We start from the raw sequence: 18310 nt of genomic DNA on the forward strand, positions 1-18310 counted from the left end.
AATGATTCGCTTTGAACACGTCAGCAAGGCCTATCTCGGTGGGAGACAAGCGCTGCAGGGGGTGACATTCCACCTGCAGCCGGGCGAGATGGCATTCCTGACCGGCCATTCCGGCGCGGGGAAAAGTACCCTGCTCAAGCTTATCTGTGGGATTGAGCGGCCAAGCGCCGGGAAAATCTTTTTCGGCGGCCATGAGATCAGCCGCCTGAAAAACCGCGAAGTGCCTTTCCTGCGTCGTCAGATTGGCATGATTTTCCAGGACCACCACCTGCTGATGGATCGCACCGTTTTCGATAACGTGGCCATTCCGCTGATTATTGCCGGTGCCAGCTATGACGATATCCGCCGTCGCGTCTCTGCGGCGCTGGATAAGGTCGGGCTGCTGGACAAAGCGAAGAACTTCCCGATCCAGCTCTCCGGCGGTGAACAGCAGCGTGTAGGCATTGCCCGTGCGGTGGTGAATAAGCCTGCGGTACTGCTGGCGGATGAACCGACCGGTAACCTGGACGATGCCCTGTCCGAAGGGATTTTGCGTCTGTTTGAGGAATTTAACCGCGTGGGGGTCACCGTATTGATGGCGACGCACGACATCGGGCTCATTTCCCGTCGTTCGTACCGCATGCTAACCCTGAGCGACGGTCATTTGCACGGAGGCCACGGTGAATAAGCGTGATGCAATGAACCAGATTCGGCAGTTTGGCAACCGGTTAGACCGTTTCCGCAAGCCGCAGAGCGGCGGTGACGGTAACCGTAATGCGCCGAAGCGCCAGAAGGCCGCGCCTAAGCCGGCTTCGCGCAAAACCAACGTGTTCAACGAGCAGGTGCGCTACGCCTTCCACGGCGCGCTGCAGGACCTGAAAAGCAAACCGCTGGCGACGTTCCTGACGGTGATGGTGATTGCCATCTCCCTCACGCTGCCAAGCGTCTGCTATATGGTTTATAAGAACGTTAACCAGGCGGCTTCACAGTATTATCCGTCTCCGCAGATCACGGTCTATCTGGATAAAGCGCTCGACGATAACGCGGCGGCGCAGGTGGTCGGGCAAATTCAGGCCGAGCAGGGCGTGGAGAAGGTTAATTATCTCTCGCGTGAAGACGCGCTGGGCGAGTTCCGCAACTGGTCAGGCTTTGGCGGTGCGCTGGATATGCTCGAAGAGAACCCGCTGCCTGCCGTGGCGGTGGTGATCCCGAAGCTGGATTTCCAGGGTACCGATTCCCTTAACACCCTGCGCGATCGCATTACCCGCATTAAAGGCATTGACGAAGTGCGCATGGATGACAGCTGGTTTGCGCGTCTTTCTGCTCTGACCGGCCTGGTCGGGCGTGTGGCGGCGATGATTGGCGTGCTGATGGTGGCGGCGGTCTTCCTGGTCATCGGCAACAGCGTGCGCCTGAGCATCTTCGCCCGTCGCGATACCATCAACGTGCAGAAACTGATTGGTGCGACGGATGGCTTCATCCTCCGACCGTTCCTTTACGGTGGCGCACTGCTCGGTTTTTCCGGCGCATTTCTTTCACTGATATTGTCAGAAATTTTGGTGATGCGGCTTTCCTCTGCCGTGACTGAAGTGGCGCAGGTTTTCGGAACGAAGTTTGATATCAGTGGCTTAGGGTTCGATGAGTGCCTGCTGCTGCTGCTGGTGTGCTCGATGATCGGGTGGGTGGCCGCCTGGCTGGCAACCGTTCAACATTTACGCCACTTTACTCCCGACTAAGAAAAGCGTGATATAATCTTTCCCTGCACCGAGATGTTCGCTCTGCAGGGAAAGCGTCCCTGTTGTCACTTCCCCTGTTATCATCTCCATGTCACATTTTGTGCGTAATTTATTCACCGTTGCACCTGGAACTTGTGGATAAAATCACTGTCTGATAAAAGAGTGAATGCTAATCTCGTTGCTCAAACGCTTTGGCATGGTTGTTGCCTGACGGGGACAACCAGGACCAGAAGAAACATTGAGAGGAATGAATGACCAAAGAAATGCAAACTTTAGCTTTAGCCCCTGTTGGTAACCTGGAATCGTATATCCGGGCTGCGAACACCTGGCCGATGTTAACGGCCGAGGAAGAAAAGGAGCTTGCTGAAAAGCTGCATTACCAGGGCGATCTGGAAGCAGCGAAAAAGCTGATCCTGTCTCACCTGCGCTTTGTTGTTCACATTGCTCGTAATTACGCGGGCTATGGCCTGCCGCAGGCGGACTTGATTCAGGAAGGTAACATCGGTCTGATGAAGGCTGTGCGTCGCTTTAACCCGGAAGTGGGTGTGCGGCTGGTCTCCTTCGCTGTGCACTGGATCAAAGCAGAGATTCACGAATACGTGCTGCGCAACTGGCGTATCGTGAAAGTCGCCACAACAAAAGCGCAACGCAAACTGTTCTTTAACCTGCGTAAAACCAAGCAGCGTCTGGGCTGGTTCAATCAGGATGAAGTCGAAATGGTGGCGCGCGAGCTGGGCGTATCCAGTAAAGACGTGCGTGAGATGGAATCCCGTATGGCCGCGCAGGACATGACTTTTGATATGTCCTCTGACGACGATGCTTCCGACAGCCAGCCAATGGCGCCGGTTCTGTATCTGCAGGATAAGACCTCTAACTTTGCTGACGGTATCGAAGAGGATAACTGGGAAGATCAGGCCGCGAACAAGCTGAGCTATGCGATGGAAGGCCTGGACGAGCGTAGCCAGGATATTATCCGCGCCCGCTGGCTGGACGAAGACAATAAGTCCACGCTGCAGGAGCTGGCCGACCGCTACGGCGTCTCCGCTGAACGTGTGCGTCAGCTTGAAAAGAACGCCATGAAAAAACTTCGCGCCGCTATCGAAGCGTAATTTCCGCGAAGTATGACGAGAACCCCTGGATGCCAAGTCCGGGGGTTTTGTTTTTTTAGCGCCCGCTCTGGCGAATTTCCGCCCCCTGGCAAACACTTACTGATGCGCTAAGCAGGCGACTTTCTCAGGGGGACATGGTGAAAAATAACGAACTCAACGACCGGCGTTTACAGGCGACGCCGCGCGGCATCGGCGTGATGTGTAACTTCTATGCCGATAAAGCGGAGAACGCCACGGTGTGGGACGTCGAGGGCAACGAGTACATCGACTTTGCCGCGGGGATCGCGGTGCTGAATACCGGCCATCGCCATCCAAAGGTCATTGCCGCCATCGAAAAACAACTCCACGCCTTTACCCATACGGCTTACCAGATTGTGCCGTATGAAGGCTATGTGTCGCTTGCCGAGCGTATCAACGCACGCGTGCCCATTGACGGCCCGGCGAAAACGGCGTTCTTCTCGACGGGCGCAGAAGCGGTGGAAAACGCCGTAAAAATTGCCCGCGCCTTTACCAAACGTCCTGGCCTTATCACCTTCGGCGGCGCGTTCCACGGCCGAACCTTTATGACCATGGCGCTGACCGGCAAAGTTGCGCCCTACAAGCTCGGCTTTGGCCCTTTCCCTGGCTCGGTTTATCACGCCCAGTACCCGAACGAACTGCATGGCGTCAGCACCGCGGAGGCGCTAAAGAGCCTGGAGCGCATCTTTAAAGCGGATATCGCCCCGGATCAGGTTGCGGCGATTATTCTCGAACCGGTTCAGGGGGAGGGCGGTTTCAACATCGCCCCGGCTGATTTTATGCAGGCCCTGCGCGCCCTGTGCGATACCCACGGTATTTTGCTGATTGCCGACGAGGTGCAAAGTGGTTTCGCCCGCACCGGCAAGCTGTTCTCGATGGAGCACCACTGCGTGAAGCCGGATCTGATCACCATGGCGAAAAGCCTGGCGGGCGGGATGCCGCTCTCGGCGGTGTCGGGTCGTGCTGAGGTGATGGATGCGCCTGCGCCTGGCGGGCTGGGCGGTACCTACGCGGGGAACCCGCTGGCGATTGCCGCGGCGCATGCCGTGCTGGACGTGATTGATGAAGAAGACCTCTGCACCCGCTCTGCGCATCTTGGCCATCACCTGGTGGATGTGTTGAACAAAGCGAAGGAACACTGCCCGTATATCGCGGATATTCGCTCGCAGGGCTCGATGGTGGCGGTGGAGTTTAACGACCCGCAAACGGGTCAGCCTTCGCCGGAATTTACCCTCCAGGTTCAGGAGCGTGCATTGCAGGAAGGTTTGCTGCTTCTGAGCTGCGGCGTGTACGGTAACGTCATTCGCTTCCTCTATCCGCTGACGATCCCCGAGGTGCAGTTCCGTAAAGCGCTGGACATTATCTTCGCCTCGCTGACACGTTAAAGCCACATGCCCGGCAGAACACCCTGCCGGGCTTATCATATATTCATTTCAAATTTGCTATTCCAAAATCATAAAAATGGGGTATGTTTTAGCAGAGTATGCTGAAAAAGCGCGAACAGCACACCTATAACTGAAATAAAGCGCTGCACAACAACATCACAACAATCGTAATAACCATAATAATGGGGAATCTCAGGATGAACATGAAGGGTAAAGCGTTACTGGCAGGATGTATCGCGTTGGCATTCAGCACCATGGCACAGGCAGACATCAAAGTGGCTGTGGTAGGCGCGATGTCCGGTCCGGTAGCGCAGTACGGCGACCAGGAGTTTACTGGCGCAGAACAGGCGGTTGCAGACATTAACGCTAAGGGCGGTATCAAGGGCGAAAAACTGCAGATCGTAAAATATGATGATGCCTGTGACCCGAAACAAGCGGTCGCGGTCGCGAACAAAGTGGTGAACGACGGGATCAAATACGTTATCGGTCACCTGTGTTCTTCCTCTACGCAGCCTGCGTCTGACATCTACGAAGACGAAGGTATTCTGATGATCACCCCGGCGGCGACCGCACCGGAGCTGACCGCACGCGGCTACAAGCTGACCCTGCGTACCACCGGTCTGGATTCTGACCAGGGTCCAACCGCGGCAAAATACATTCTTGAAAAAGTGAAGCCGCAGCGTATCGCCATTGTTCACGATAAACAGCAGTACGGTGAAGGTCTGGCGCGTGCGGTGCAGGAGGGTCTGAAGAAAGGAAATGCGAACGTCGTCTTCTTCGACGGGATCACTGCCGGCGAGAAAGACTTCTCCACGCTGGTTGCGCGTCTGAAGAAAGAGAATATCGACTTCGTTTACTACGGTGGCTACCACCCGGAAATGGGCCAGATCCTGCGTCAGGCACGCGCGGCCGGTCTGAAAACCCAGTTTATGGGACCAGAAGGGGTGGCGAACGTTTCCCTGTCTAACATCGCGGGTGAGTCTGCGGAAGGCCTGCTGGTGACCAAGCCGAAGAACTACGACCAGGTCCCTGCGAACAAACCTATCGTTGATGCCATCAAGGCGAAGAAACAGGATCCAAGCGGCGCGTTCGTCTGGACCACCTACGCGGCGCTGCAGTCGCTGCAGGCGGGCCTGAACCAGTCAGCCGATCCAGCTGAAATTGCCACCTGGCTGAAAGCGAACACCGTCGAGACCGTTATGGGGCCTCTCTCCTGGGACGCGAAGGGCGATCTGAAGGGCTTCGAGTTCGGCGTGTTTGACTGGCATGCTAACGGCACGGCGACAGACGCCAAATAAAAGCAAAAAGGCAACGTAAGTTGCCTTTTTTAATGTTTTCTCCCTCTCCCCGTGGGAGAGGGCCGGGGTGAGGGCATCAGGCCGCACATATCAACTCTGGCGCTTCTCCCACCCGCTCTCCTGCGCCGTAAACCCTAACGCCTGCATAAACGCCGCCATCACACCGCGGTCTTCTACCCCCACGTCGGCCATCCACCATGAGGTCACGTTCGGGTTTGTGCGAATCACTTCTTCAATTAAGTACTGTCCTACACCGCGACGACGGGTAACGTCACGTACGCGCAATGAGTCCAGCGCCCCTTCTGTCCCGCTTAGCGTCACGCGAACCGCAGCCAGCAGGCGCTCGTTGAAGCGCGCGGCATAAATGCGGTGGGTCTCATCGACGCGTAGCGACGAAGGGGAATATTCCGGCCAGATCTTGCCCAGGTCGATATGATCCTGGTCGCTAAAGGTCACCAGACGCACGATAGTCAGTTTCATTAGCCACTTGTCCAAATCAAATTGAGTAGGGGCAGTGTACTCAATTTATTCGCTCAGCGGCTTCCTCTTTTTATTCTCATTCGCCAGGTGATTAGTTTTTTGACAACACAATGGGCAGATTGAAAACACATGGATCGAAAAATAAGCAGAATTTTAACCTGAATGGTAGTGATTTATTCGGCGCTTTGTACCGTTATTTTATGCTGCAAACTGCACTTTTAGTTGTTTATCTCTGCCTGATTTCAGAATATTATCTTTGCTTAATCGCCTGAAAAATAGAGATTTTAGTCTGGTTTTTGACAAAAAACTGCGCTAAACCATTAAAGGCACTGGTAAAAATAGCGTTGTTCATTAAAAGTACAGAATGCTTTTTAACCATAATAAAACAAAATATAAACACGACATCACGAATGGGGATTCAGAGATGAAAAGGAACGCGAAGACGATACTCGCGGGGATGGTCGCACTGTCGATCTCGCATGCCGCTATGGCGGAGGACATTAAAGTTGCGGTTGTAGGGGCGATGTCCGGTCCTGTTGCTCAGTGGGGTGACATGGAGTTCAACGGTGCGCGCCAGGCCATCAAAGACATCAACGCCAAAGGCGGCATCAAAGGCGACAAGCTGGTAGGCGTGGAATATGACGACGCCTGCGATCCGAAACAGGCCGTCGCGGTCGCTAACAAAATCGTCAACGATGGCATCCAGTACGTGATCGGCCATCTGTGCTCATCCTCCACCCAGCCGGCGTCTGATATCTACGAAGATGAAGGCATTCTGATGATCACCCCCGGTGCGACCAACCCGGAGCTGACCCAGCGCGGCTATCAGCACATTATGCGTACCGCCGGTCTGGACTCCTCTCAGGGGCCGACTGCCGCCAATTTTATCCTCGAAAACGTCAAGCCACAGCGCATCGCCATTATTCATGACAAACAACAGTATGGCGAAGGCCTGGCGCGTTCCGTTCAGGACGGCCTGAAAAAAGGCGGCGCAAACATCATCTTCTTCGACGGCATTACCGCCGGTGAGAAAGACTTCTCCGCGCTGATTGCCCGTCTGCAAAAAGAGAATATCGACTTCGTTTACTACGGTGGCTACTACCCGGAAATGGGGCAAATGCTGCGTCAGGCGCGTTCGGTAGGGTTGAAAACCCAGTTTATGGGGCCGGAAGGCGTGGGTAACGCCTCCCTGTCTAACATTGCCGGTGATGCCGCCGAAGGCATGCTGGTGACGATGCCAAAACGCTATGACCAGGATCCGGCCAACAAGGCTATCGTTGATGCGCTCAAGGCGCAGAAAAAAGATCCGAGCGGTCCGTACGTCTGGATCACTTACGCCGCCGTACAGTCTCTGGCGACGGCGCTGGATCGTACCGGCAGCAAAGAACCGCTGGATCTGGTGAAAGATTTAAAAGCGCACGGGGCGAACACCGTGATTGGGCCGCTGAACTGGGATGAGAAAGGCGATCTGAAGGGATTTGAGTTTGGTGTCTTTAAGTGGCACGCCGACGGTTCGTCCTCGGTCGCCAAATAATTATCCCACCGCCCGGACCGCCGGGCGGGTATAAAAAGGTTTGCATATGTCCGAGCAGTTTCTCTATTTCCTGCAGCAGATGTTTAACGGCGTCACGCTGGGAAGCACCTACGCGCTGATTGCCATCGGCTATACGATGGTTTACGGCATTATCGGCATGATCAACTTCGCCCACGGCGAGGTGTACATGATCGGTAGCTATGTCTCCTTTATGATCATCGCCGCGCTGATGATGATGGGCATCGACAGCAGCTGGCTGCTGGTCGCCGCCGGGTTTGTCGGCGCGATTGTGATTGCCAGCGCCTACGGCTGGAGCATCGAACGCGTGGCCTATCGGCCGGTGCGCAGCTCCAAGCGCCTGATTGCGCTCATCTCCGCGATTGGGATGTCCATCTTCCTGCAAAACTACGTCAGCCTGACCGAAGGCTCGCGCGACGTGGCGTTGCCAAGCCTGTTTAACGGCCAGTGGGTTGTGGGGGCCAGCGAAAACTTCTCTGCCTCTATCACCACCATGCAGCTGGTTATCTGGGTGGTGACCTTTATTGCGATGCTCGCCCTCACGCTGTTCATCCGTTACTCGCGCATGGGACGCGCCTGCCGCGCCTGCGCGGAAGACCTGAAGATGGCGAGCCTGCTGGGGATCAACACCGACCGCGTCATTGCCCTCACCTTTGTGATCGGTGCCGCGATGGCGGCCGTTGCCGGGGTTCTGCTCGGCCAGTTCTACGGCGTGATTAACCCGTACATCGGCTTTATGGCCGGGATGAAAGCCTTTACCGCGGCGGTGCTGGGCGGTATCGGCAGTATTCCGGGGGCAATGATTGGCGGCCTGATCCTGGGCGTGGCGGAAGCGCTCTCCTCGGCGTATCTGAGCACTGAGTATAAAGATGTGGTGTCGTTTGCCCTGCTGATTCTGGTTCTGCTGGTGATGCCTACCGGTATTCTGGGCCGTCCGGAGGTAGAGAAAGTATGAAACCGATGCATTTTGCAATGGCGCTGCTCTCTGCCGCCATGTTCTTCGTGCTGGCGGGCGTCTTTATGGGCGTTCAGTTAGAGCTGAACGGCACTAAGCTGGTGGTCGACACCGCTGCCGACATTCGCTGGCAGTGGGTATTTATCGGCACGGCGGTCGTATTCCTGTTCCAGCTGCTGCGTCCGCTGTTTCAGAAGACGCTGAAAGGCGTCTCCGGGCCGAAGTTTGTTCTGCCGGCAATTGACGGTTCGACCGTTAAGCAGAAACTGTTCCTCGTGGCGCTGCTGGTGGCCGCGGTGGCGTGGCCGTTCGTGGTCTCCCGCGGCACGGTGGATATCGCCACCCTGACCATGATCTACGTGATACTCGGTCTGGGTCTGAACGTGGTGGTGGGGCTTTCCGGCCTGCTGGTGCTGGGCTACGGCGGCTTCTACGCCATCGGTGCCTACACGTTTGCGCTGCTGAACCACTATTACGGCCTCGGCTTCTGGACCTGTTTGCCGCTGGCGGGGCTGGTCTCTGCCGCCGCCGGTTTCCTGCTTGGCTTCCCGGTGCTGCGCCTGCGCGGTGACTACCTGGCGATTGTGACCTTAGGCTTCGGTGAAATCGTCCGTATCCTGCTGCTCAACAACACCGAAGTGACCGGTGGCCCGAACGGTATCAGCCAGATCCCGAAACCGACCTTCTTCGGTCTGGAGTTCAGCCGTACCGCCCGTGAAGGCGGCTGGGACACCTTCAGCAACTTCTTTGGCGTGAAATATGATCCGTCCGACCGCGTTATCTGGCTCTATCTGGTGGCGCTGCTGCTGGTGGTGATTACCCTGTTCGTGATTAACCGCCTGCTGCGTATGCCGCTGGGCCGTGCGTGGGAAGCGCTGCGCGAAGATGAGATCGCCTGCCGTTCTCTGGGCCTGAACCCGACCCGCATCAAGCTGACCGCGTTTACCATCAGCGCCGCGTTTGCCGGTTTTGCCGGGACGCTGTTTGCCGCACGTCAGGGCTTCGTCAGCCCGGAATCGTTCACCTTTGCCGAATCCGCCTTTGTGCTGGCGATTGTGGTGCTCGGTGGGATGGGCTCGCAGTTTGCCGTTATTCTGGCGGCCATTCTGCTGGTGGTCTCGCGTGAGCTGATGCGTGACTTTAACGAATACAGCATGCTGATGCTGGGTGGTTTGATGGTGCTGATGATGATCTGGCGTCCGCAGGGCCTGCTGCCGATGACCCGTCCACAGCTGAAGCTGAAGAACGGGCAAGCGAAAGGAGAGCAGGCATGAAGCCTTTATTATCCGTTAACGGTCTGATGATGCGTTTTGGCGGCCTGCTGGCGGTCAATAACGTGAATCTGGATCTGCACAAGAAAGAGATCGTCTCCCTGATTGGCCCGAACGGCGCGGGGAAAACCACGGTCTTTAACTGCCTGACCGGTTTCTATAAGCCGACGGGCGGCACCATCATGCTGCGCGACCAGCATCTCGAAGGTTTACCGGGTCAGCAGATTGCCCGCATGGGCGTGGTGCGTACCTTCCAGCACGTACGTTTGTTCCGCGAAATGACGGTGATTGAGAACCTGCTGGTAGCACAACATCAGCAGCTGAAAACCGGGCTGTTCTCCGGCCTGCTGAAAACCCCGGCGTTCCGCCGCGCGCAGGATGAAGCGCTCGACCGTGCCGCCACCTGGCTCGACCGAATTGGCCTGCTGCAGCACGCCAACCGTCAGGCGAGCAACCTCGCCTACGGCGACCAGCGCCGCCTTGAAATTGTGCGCTGCATGGTGACCCAGCCGGAAATCCTGATGCTCGACGAACCGGCAGCAGGGCTTAACCCGAAAGAGACCAAAGAGCTGGACGAGCTGATTGCCGAACTGCGCGATCATCACGACACCACCATTCTGCTGATTGAGCATGACATGAAGCTGGTGATGGGCATTTCTGACCGTATCTACGTGGTCAACCAGGGCACGCCGCTGGCAAACGGCACGCCGGAAGAGATCCGCAACAACCCGGACGTGATCCGCGCATACCTTGGTGAGGCATAAGATGGAAAAAGCGATGTTAACGTTCGATAAGGTCAATGCGCACTACGGTAAGATCCAGGCGCTGCACGACGTCAGCCTGCATATCAACCAGGGGGAAATCGTCACCCTGATCGGGGCCAACGGCGCGGGTAAAACCACGCTGCTCGGCACCCTGTGCGGCGACCCGCGCGCCACCAGCGGGCGGATTGTGTTCGATGGCAAAGACATTACCGACTGGCAGACCGCCAGAATCATGCGTGAGGCGGTGGCGATTGTGCCGGAAGGACGTCGCGTGTTCTCGCGTATGACGGTGGAAGAGAACCTGGCGATGGGCGGTTTCTTCGCCCACCGCGATGAATATCAGACCCGCATCAAGTGGGTGTACGAACTCTTCCCGCGTCTGTGGGAGCGCCGCATCCAGCGTGCGGGCACCATGTCCGGCGGTGAACAGCAGATGCTGGCGATCGGCCGCGCGCTGATGAGCCAGCCGCGCCTGCTGCTGCTGGACGAACCGTCGCTCGGTCTGGCACCGATCATCATCCAGCAGATCTTCGATACCATCGAACAGCTGCGTAAAGAGGGGATGACTATCTTCCTCGTCGAGCAGAACGCCAACCAGGCGCTGAAGCTGGCTGACCGTGGCTACGTGCTGGAGAACGGCCGTGTGGTGCTTGAGGATACTGGCGACGCGCTGCTGGCGAACGAAGCGGTGCGGAGTGCGTATTTAGGGGGATAGGTAAAAGCAAAATGGCAACGCAAGTTGCCATTTTTAGTGTTTTCTCCCTCTCCCTGTGGGTGTACGGTCCGGGGACATAGTGAACGCTTGTTCGGGGACATGGTAGACACTTACAACTAAGGCATAAGAACCCGTTTATGGAGTCGCTTATGCCCTGGGATGCGAGAGATACCATGTCATTACGTACCGAGTTTGTTTTGTTCGCCTCGCAGGACGGGGCGAATATCCGTTCCCTCTGCCGTCGCTTCGGCATTTCACCTGCCACCGGCTACAAGTGGCTTCGTCGCTGGGCGGAGGAAGGGGCCTCCGGCCTTCAGGACCGCCCGCGCATACCGCACCATTCCCCGAACCGCTCATCTGACGACATCACTGCCCTGCTGCGCATGGCCCATGACCGTCATCAACGCTGGGGAGCCCGCAAGATTAAACGCTGGCTGGAAGACCAGGGGCACACCATGCCCGCCTTCAGCACCGTTCATACCCTGATGGCCCGTCACGGCCTGCTGCCGGGCACTTCACCGGGCATTCCCGCCACGGGACGGTTCGAACATGACGCGCCCAACCGGCTCTGGCAGATGGATTTTAAGGGCCACTTTCCCTTTGGCGGTGGCCGCTGCCATCCGCTCACTTTGCTGGACGACCACTCCCGTTTTTCCCTGTGCCTGGTGCACTGTAACGATGAACGTCGAGAGACCGTGCAGCAGCAGCTGGTCAGCGTGTTTGAACGCTACGGCCTGCCGGACAGGATGACGATGGATAACGGCTCACCGTGGGGAGACACCACCGGCACCTGGACGGCGCTGGAGCTGTGGCTGATGCGCCAGGGTATCCGGGTGGGGCACTCCCGGCCGTATCATCCGCAGACGCAGGGCAAGCTGGAGCGTTTTCACCGCAGCCTGAAGGCGGAAGTGCTGCAGGGGAAGTGGTTCGCGGACAGCGGTGAACTGCAGCGCGCCTTCGACCACTGGCGGACGGTCTATAACCTTGAACGCCCGCATGAGGCGCTGGATATGGCGGTACCGGGCTCGCGGTATCAGCCGTCATCGCGACGGTACAGCGGCAACACAACGCCCCCGGAATACGACGAGGGCGTAATGGTCAGGAAAGTGGATATCAGCGGAAAGCTGAGCGTGAAAGGGGTGAGTCTGAGCGCGGGTAAAGCGTTCAGGGGAGAACAGGTCGGACTGAAGGAGACGCAGGAGGATGGCTGCTATGAAGTGTGGTGGTACAGCACGAAAGTGGGGGTGATCGACCTGAAGAAAAAGTCGATCACCATGGGTAAAGGATGTTAAAAAGTGTTCACCATGTCCCCGAACACCTGTCTACCATGTCCCCGGACCGTACAGTGGGAGAGGGCCGGGGTGAGAGCACCAGACCGCACCTAAACCACCCACCCAACCCCTTCACACAACCATCATCCCCCTGACCTTTTGTTGTCACTTATCTGTAAACAAACAGTTATTTTTCTGTCATTCGAGCATGTCATGTTACCTCGCGAGCATAAAACGCGTGATATCGCGCATCCGGCACAATAAGAGAGATGACAATGACATCGTTACGACACACAGCTTTGGGTCTGGCACTGGGTCTGGCTTTTGCGACGAACGCAATGGCTGTGACGACCATTCCGTTCTGGCATTCCATGGAAGGGGAGTTGGGTAAAGAAGTTGACTCCCTGGCGCAGCGTTTCAACGACACCCATCCGGATTACAAAATTGTGCCGGTGTACAAAGGGAACTACGAGCAGAGCCTGAGCGCAGGCATTGCCGCCTTCCGTACCGGTAACGCCCCTGCGTTGTTACAGGTTTATGAAGTGGGTACCGCGACCATGATGGCCTCGAAAGCCATCAAGCCGGTCTATGAAGTGTTCAAAGAAGCGGGTATCAACTTCGACGAATCCCGGTTCGTACCAACCGTGGCGGGATACTACACGGATTCCAAAAGCGGCCATCTGCTGTCTCAGCCGTTTAACAGCTCTACGCCGGTGCTCTACTACAACAAAGATGCCTTCAAAAAAGCCGGTTTAGACCCGGAGCAGCCGCCAAAAACCTGGCAGGATCTAGCTGAATATACCGCGAAGCTGAAAGCGGCAGGGATGAAGTGCGGCTACGCCAGCGGCTGGCAGGGCTGGATCCAGATTGAAAACTTCAGCGCCTGGCACGGCCTGCCGGTTGCCACCAAAAATAACGGCTTCGACGGCACTGATGCGGTACTGGAATTCAACAAGCCAGAGCAGGTGAAGCACATCGCGCTGCTTGAAGAACTCAACAAGAAGGGCGACTTCAGCTACTTCGGGCGTAAAGACGAATCCACCGAGAAGTTCTACAACGGTGACTGCGCCATTACCACCGCCTCTTCCGGCTCGCTGGCGGATATCCGTCACTACGCCAAATTCAACTACGGCGTGGGCATGATGCCGTACGACGCTGACGTGAAAGGCGCGCCGCAGAACGCCATCATCGGCGGGGCAAGCCTGTGGGTGATGCAGGGTAAAGACAAGGGCACCTACAAAGGGGTGGCCGAGTTCCTCGACTTCCTGGCGAAGCCGGAAAACGCCGCCGAATGGCACCAGAAGACCGGCTATCTGCCGATCACCAAAGCGGCCTATGACCTGACCCGCGAGCAGGGCTTCTACAGCAAGAACCCGGGCGCAGATATCGCGACGCGCCAGATGCTGAACAAGCCGCCGTTGCCGTTCACCAAAGGCCTGCGCCTGGGCAATATGCCGCAGATCCGCACCATCGTGGATGAAGAGCTGGAAAGCGTGTGGACCGGGAAGAAAACGCCACAGCAGGCGCTGGATTCCGCGGTAGAGCGCGGGAATCAGCTGCTGCGCCGCTTTGAGCAGTCGACCAAATCGTAAAAAAATGCCCGGTGACGCGTAGCGATCCGGGCCTACGGATGAATGCGGCCTGATGCCCTCACCCCAACCCTCTCCCACGGGGAGAGGGAGAAAACCGAAACCGTAGGCCGGGTAAGGCGTAGCCACCACCCGGCATTGTTCAGGAACCCAATCTCAATGTCCTCATCCCGTCCGGTGTTTCGTTCCCGCTGGCTGCCGTACCTGTTGGTCGCGCCGCAGCTGGTCATCACCGTTATCTTCTTTATCTGGCCTGCGGGCGAAGCGCTGTGGTACTCGGTACAAAGCGTTGATCCGTTCGGACTCTCCAGCCAGTTTGTTGGCCTGGACAACTTTACCGCGCTGTTCCATGACAGCTACTACCTGGATTCCTTCTGGACGACGATGAAGTTCAGCGCGCTGGTCACCGTCAGCGGCCTTGTCGCCTCGTTGTTCTTCGCCGCGCTGGTAGATTATGTCGTGCGCGGCAGCCGTCTGTATCAGACCCTGATGCTGCTGCCGTACGCCGTGGCGCCTGCCGTCGCCGCCGTGCTGTGGATCTTCCTGTTTAACCCCGGTCGCGGGTTGATTACCCATTTCCTGGCAGAGTTTGGCTACGACTGGAACCACGCCCAGAACAGCGGCCAGGCCATGTTCCTGGTGGTGTTTGCCTCGGTGTGGAAGCAGATCAGCTACAACTTCCTGTTCTTCTTTGCCGCGCTGCAGTCTATTCCGCGTTCGCTGGTGGAAGCCGCGGCGATCGACGGCGCAGGGCCGATTCGTCGCTTCTTCCGGCTGTCACTGCCGCTGATCGCCCCGGTGAGTTTTTTTCTGCTGGTGGTGAACCTCGTGTACGCCTTTTTCGACACCTTCCCGGTGATCGACGCCGCCACCGCCGGCGGCCCGGTACAGGCGACCACCACGCTGATTTATAAGATCTACCGCGAAGGGTTCGCTGGGCTGGATCTCTCAGCCTCCGCCGCGCAGTCCGTCGTGCTGATGTTCCTCGTCATCATCCTTACGGTGGTGCAGTTCCGCTATGTTGAAAGTAAGGTGCGCTACCAATGATTGAGAACCGTCGCGGGCTGACGATTTTCAGCCACACCATGCTGATTCTGGGGATCATCGTCATCCTGTTCCCGTTGTACGTGGCGTTTGTCGCCGCCACGCTGGACACCAAAGCGGTGTTCGACACGCCGATGACGCTGATCCCAGGCACGCATTTGCTCGAAAACATGAAAACCATCTGGACCCAGGGCGTGGGGGCCAACAGCGCGCCGTTCTGGCTGATGATGCTCAACAGCTTCATCATGGCGTTTGGCATTACGGTCGGAAAAATCACGGTATCGATGCTCTCGGCGTTCGCCATCGTCTGGTTCCGCTTTCCGCTGCGTAACCTGTTCTTTTGGATGATTTTCATTACCCTGATGCTGCCGGTGGAGGTACGTATCTTCCCGACGGTGGAAGTGATCGCCAACCTCAAGATGCTGGACAGCTATGCGGGCTTAACCCTGCCGCTGATGGCCTCGGCGACGGCCACTTTCCTGTTCCGCCAGTTCTTTATGACCCTGCCGGACGAGCTGATTGAAGCCGCGCGGATCGATGGCGCCTCACCGATGCGCTTCTTCCGCGACATCGTGCTGCCGCTGTCGAAAACCAACCTTGCGGCGCTGTTTGTGATCACCTTTATCTACGGCTGGAACCAGTACCTGTGGCCGCTGCTGATTATTCAGGACGTCAACCTCGGCACTGCCGTGGCAGGTATCAAAGGCATGATTGCCACCGGCGAAGGCACCACCCTCTGGAACCAGGTGATGGCGGCGATGCTGCTCACCCTTATCCCACCCGTAGTCATTGTTTTAGCCATGCAGCGCGCGTTTGTCCGCGGCCTGGTCGATAGCGAGAAATAAGATGGCAGGTTTAAAACTTCAGGCAGTAACCAAAAGCTGGGACGGCAAAACCCAGGTGATCCAGCCGCTCACGCTCGACGTGGCGGACGGGGAATTCATCGTCATGGTCGGACCGTCCGGCTGCGGCAAATCCACCCTGCTGCGCATGGTGGCGGGGCTGGAGCGCGTGACCTCTGGCGATATCTGGATTGACCGCCAGCGCGTGACCGAGATGGAGCCGAAAGACCGCGGCATCGCGATGGTGTTCCAGAACTATGCGCTGTACCCGCACATGAGCGTGGAAGAGAACATGGCCTGGGGGCTGAAAATCCGCGGCATGGGCAAAGGTCATATTGCGGAGCGCGTGAAAGAGGCTGCGCGTATTCTGGAGCTGGATGGCCTGCTGAAGCGCCGTCCGCGCGAGCTCTCCGGCGGCCAGCGCCAGCGCGTGGCGATGGGGCGCGCTATTGTGCGCGATCCGGCGGTGTTCCTGTTCGATGAACCCCTCTCTAACCTGGACGCCAAGCTGCGTGTGCAGATGCGTCTTGAGCTGCAGCAGCTGCATCGTCGTCTGAAAACTACCTCCCTGTACGTTACCCACGATCAGGTCGAAGCCATGACGCTGGCCCAGCGGGTGATGGTGATGAACAAAGGCATCGCCGAGCAGATTGGTACTCCGGTGGAGGTATACGAGAAGCCCGCTACCCGCTTTGTGGCGAGTTTTATTGGCAGCCCGGCGATGAACCTGCTTGAAGGCCGCATCAGCAACTCGGGCACGCACTTTGAACTGGAAAGCGGGATGGCATTGCCGATCAACTGGTACTATCGTGGCTACGCCGGGCGTAAGATGACGCTCGGTATCCGCCCGGAACATATCGGTTTAACCTCACAGGCGGACGGCGGCGTGCCGCTGGTGATGGATACGCTGGAGATGCTGGGCGCGGATAACCTCGCGCACGGGCGCTGGGGCGAGCAAAAAATGGTGGTGCGTCTTGCGCATCAGGAGCGCCCGAAAGCGGGCAGCACGCTGTGGCTGCATCTGCCGGAAAATCACCTGCACTTATTTGACGGTGAAACAGGACAACGAGTATGAGCAACTGGCCTTATCCCCACATCGTCGCCCATCGGGGCGGCGGTAAACTGGCGCCGGAGAACACCCTGGCGGCAATTGATGTTGGCGCGCGCTACGGCCACACGATGATCGAGTTCGACGCTAAGCTGTCAAAAGACGGCGAAATTTTCCTGCTGCACGACGATAACCTTGAGCGCACCAGCAACGGCTGGGGCGTGGCGGGTGAACTGCCGTGGCGCGATCTGCTGAAAGTGGACGCCGGAAGCTGGTACAGCGGCGAATTCAAGGGCGAGCCGCTGCCGCTGCTGGCGGAAGTGGCCGACCGCTGCCGTCAGCACGGCATGATGGCCAATATCGAAATCAAACCGACCACCGGCACCGGGCCGCTGACGGGCAAGGTGATTGCTCTTGCCGCGCGCGAGCTGTGGGAAGGGATGACGCCACCGCTGCTCTCCTCGTTTGAAATCGACGCGCTGGAAGCCGCACAGGCAGCCGTACCGGCGCTGCCGCGCGGGCTATTGCTGGACGAGTGGCGTGAAGACTGGCGCGAGCTGACGACGCGTTTAGGCTGCGTGTCTATCCACCTTAACCACAAGCTGCTGGATGAGGCGCGGGTGAAGATGTTGAAAGCGGAAGGGCTGCATATTCTGGTCTACACCGTCAACAAACCCCAGCGTGCGGCCGAGCTGCTGCGCTGGGGCGTGGACTGCATCTGTACCGATGCGATTGACCTGATCGGTCCGGACTTTAGTTCTGCGGATTAAGCATACTGCCATTCGACTGCGGCGGCAGCATATGCTGCTGCCCGCTGCCTGATGACGTCATGCCACCTAACATCCCGCCGTTTTTATTGGGCAGCGGCTGCTCGCGGACCTGGCCCTGCTGCACGCGCTGGGTGTTGGCGTTCATCTGATTTTGCAGACTCTGCTGCTGCAGCTGGGTCTGGGTTCTTAGCTGCTGGTTCAGCATCCCTTTTTGCTGTTGTTGCTGGCTCATCATCTCGGTCTGCATACGCTGCTGGCTCGGGATAACGTAACCCGGCTGGTTCGGGTTATTCATCGTATTAAGTGGCTGTGCGAGCGCGGCAAACGGGATCAGCGCCGTAAGAATCATCAAGCGTTTCATTGTCATTTCCTCCTCTTGAGGTCTCTCTTAAGTTTACCCTGATTTCACCATGACGATGATTTTTTAGGAGTTGTGAACCAGGCTTAAGCGGGGAATATGGATCCCTTCACCTGGAGAACAATA

The 18310-nt window shown here is 57.4% G+C and carries 18 protein-coding genes; 16 read left to right on the forward strand and 2 right to left on the reverse strand.

Annotated elements, in window-relative coordinates:
* Window position 1 precedes the first annotated feature (1 nt).
* From ftsE to livJ, 5 genes are all read left to right on the forward strand, one after another.
* Window positions 2–667 (forward strand): cell division ATP-binding protein FtsE, encoded by a 666-nt coding sequence (gene ftsE, locus C1N69_RS01345; protein WP_025758973.1) that lies wholly within the window; start codon window positions 2–4, stop codon window positions 665–667.
* Window positions 660–1715 (forward strand): permease-like cell division protein FtsX, encoded by a 1056-nt coding sequence (gene ftsX / locus C1N69_RS01350; RefSeq protein ID WP_025758972.1) that lies wholly within the window; start codon window positions 660–662, stop codon window positions 1713–1715. Before ftsE ends, ftsX begins: the two co-directional genes overlap by 8 nt.
* 251 nt (window positions 1716–1966) lie before the next feature.
* Entirely contained in the window at window positions 1967–2824 is an 858-nt protein-coding gene (rpoH, locus tag C1N69_RS01355) for an RNA polymerase sigma factor RpoH (protein WP_008500093.1), read from the forward strand.
* Window positions 2825–2961: 137 nt separating this feature from the next.
* On the forward strand, window positions 2962–4227 hold the full coding sequence (locus tag C1N69_RS01360; protein WP_155031898.1) for a 4-aminobutyrate--2-oxoglutarate transaminase: 1266 nt from the start codon (window positions 2962–2964) through the stop codon (window positions 4225–4227).
* A gap of 197 nt (window positions 4228–4424) precedes the next feature.
* Window positions 4425–5525 (forward strand): branched chain amino acid ABC transporter substrate-binding protein LivJ, encoded by a 1101-nt coding sequence (gene livJ, locus C1N69_RS01365; protein WP_141237280.1) that lies wholly within the window; start codon window positions 4425–4427, stop codon window positions 5523–5525.
* A gap of 90 nt (window positions 5526–5615) precedes the next feature.
* Here the strand turns inward: livJ and panM are convergent, their stop codons facing one another.
* Entirely contained in the window at window positions 5616–6005 is a 390-nt protein-coding gene (gene panM, locus C1N69_RS01370; RefSeq protein WP_025758967.1) for an aspartate 1-decarboxylase autocleavage activator PanM, read from the reverse strand.
* 424 nt (window positions 6006–6429) lie between these two features.
* Here panM and livK point away from each other — a divergent pair, with 424 nt between their 5' ends.
* The 11 genes from livK (at window position 6430) to ugpQ (ending at window position 17826) form a co-directional block, all read left to right on the forward strand.
* Window positions 6430–7539, forward strand: a complete 1110-nt coding sequence (livK, locus tag C1N69_RS01380) for a high-affinity branched-chain amino acid ABC transporter substrate-binding protein LivK (RefSeq protein WP_095441863.1) — start codon at window positions 6430–6432, stop codon at window positions 7537–7539.
* 46 nt (window positions 7540–7585) lie between these two features.
* The gene (gene livH / locus C1N69_RS01385; protein WP_025757805.1) at window positions 7586–8512 is read left to right on the forward strand and encodes a high-affinity branched-chain amino acid ABC transporter permease LivH; all 927 of its coding nucleotides are present in this window, start codon (window positions 7586–7588) and stop codon (window positions 8510–8512) included.
* Complete coding sequence (gene livM, locus C1N69_RS01390; protein WP_013099130.1) at window positions 8509–9786, forward strand: branched chain amino acid ABC transporter permease LivM; 1278 nt, start codon at window positions 8509–8511, stop codon at window positions 9784–9786. The genes livH and livM overlap by 4 nt, the downstream gene beginning before the upstream one ends.
* Window positions 9783–10547: a high-affinity branched-chain amino acid ABC transporter ATP-binding protein LivG gene (gene livG / locus C1N69_RS01395; RefSeq protein ID WP_025757808.1), complete on the forward strand. Its 765-nt coding sequence runs from the start codon at window positions 9783–9785 to the stop codon at window positions 10545–10547. Before livM ends, livG begins: the two co-directional genes overlap by 4 nt.
* Before the next feature lies 1 nt (window position 10548).
* The gene (gene livF / locus C1N69_RS01400) at window positions 10549–11262 is read left to right on the forward strand and encodes a high-affinity branched-chain amino acid ABC transporter ATP-binding protein LivF (RefSeq protein ID WP_008500102.1); all 714 of its coding nucleotides are present in this window, start codon (window positions 10549–10551) and stop codon (window positions 11260–11262) included.
* 149 nt (window positions 11263–11411) lie between these two features.
* Window positions 11412–12554, forward strand: a complete 1143-nt coding sequence (locus tag C1N69_RS01405; RefSeq protein WP_420841803.1) for an IS481 family transposase — start codon at window positions 11412–11414, stop codon at window positions 12552–12554.
* Window positions 12555–12808: 254 nt separating this feature from the next.
* Window positions 12809–14125, forward strand: a complete 1317-nt coding sequence (gene ugpB / locus C1N69_RS01410; RefSeq protein WP_045285563.1) for a sn-glycerol-3-phosphate ABC transporter substrate-binding protein UgpB — start codon at window positions 12809–12811, stop codon at window positions 14123–14125.
* A 156-nt stretch (window positions 14126–14281) separates the two neighbouring features.
* Window positions 14282–15169, forward strand: a complete 888-nt coding sequence (ugpA, locus tag C1N69_RS01415) for a sn-glycerol-3-phosphate ABC transporter permease UgpA (RefSeq protein ID WP_023618241.1) — start codon at window positions 14282–14284, stop codon at window positions 15167–15169.
* A complete protein-coding gene (gene ugpE / locus C1N69_RS01420; protein WP_047957533.1) occupies window positions 15166–16011 on the forward strand; it encodes a sn-glycerol-3-phosphate ABC transporter permease UgpE in 846 nt (281 codons plus the stop codon). Before ugpA ends, ugpE begins: the two co-directional genes overlap by 4 nt.
* Window position 16012: 1 nt before the next feature.
* Window positions 16013–17083, forward strand: a complete 1071-nt coding sequence (locus C1N69_RS01425; protein WP_025757813.1) for a sn-glycerol-3-phosphate import ATP-binding protein UgpC — start codon at window positions 16013–16015, stop codon at window positions 17081–17083.
* Complete coding sequence (ugpQ, locus tag C1N69_RS01430; protein ID WP_047957535.1) at window positions 17080–17826, forward strand: glycerophosphodiester phosphodiesterase; 747 nt, start codon at window positions 17080–17082, stop codon at window positions 17824–17826. Before C1N69_RS01425 ends, ugpQ begins: the two co-directional genes overlap by 4 nt.
* Here the strand turns inward: ugpQ and C1N69_RS01435 are convergent.
* On the reverse strand, window positions 17810–18187 hold the full coding sequence (locus C1N69_RS01435) for a DUF2756 family protein (RefSeq protein WP_047957536.1): 378 nt from the start codon (window positions 18185–18187) through the stop codon (window positions 17810–17812). The two genes, ugpQ and C1N69_RS01435, sit on opposite strands and share 17 nt — an antisense overlap.
* Window positions 18188–18310 lie beyond the last annotated feature (123 nt).

The organism is Enterobacter sichuanensis, assembly GCF_009036245.1.
Taxonomy (GTDB): Bacteria; Pseudomonadota; Gammaproteobacteria; order Enterobacterales; family Enterobacteriaceae; genus Enterobacter; species Enterobacter sichuanensis.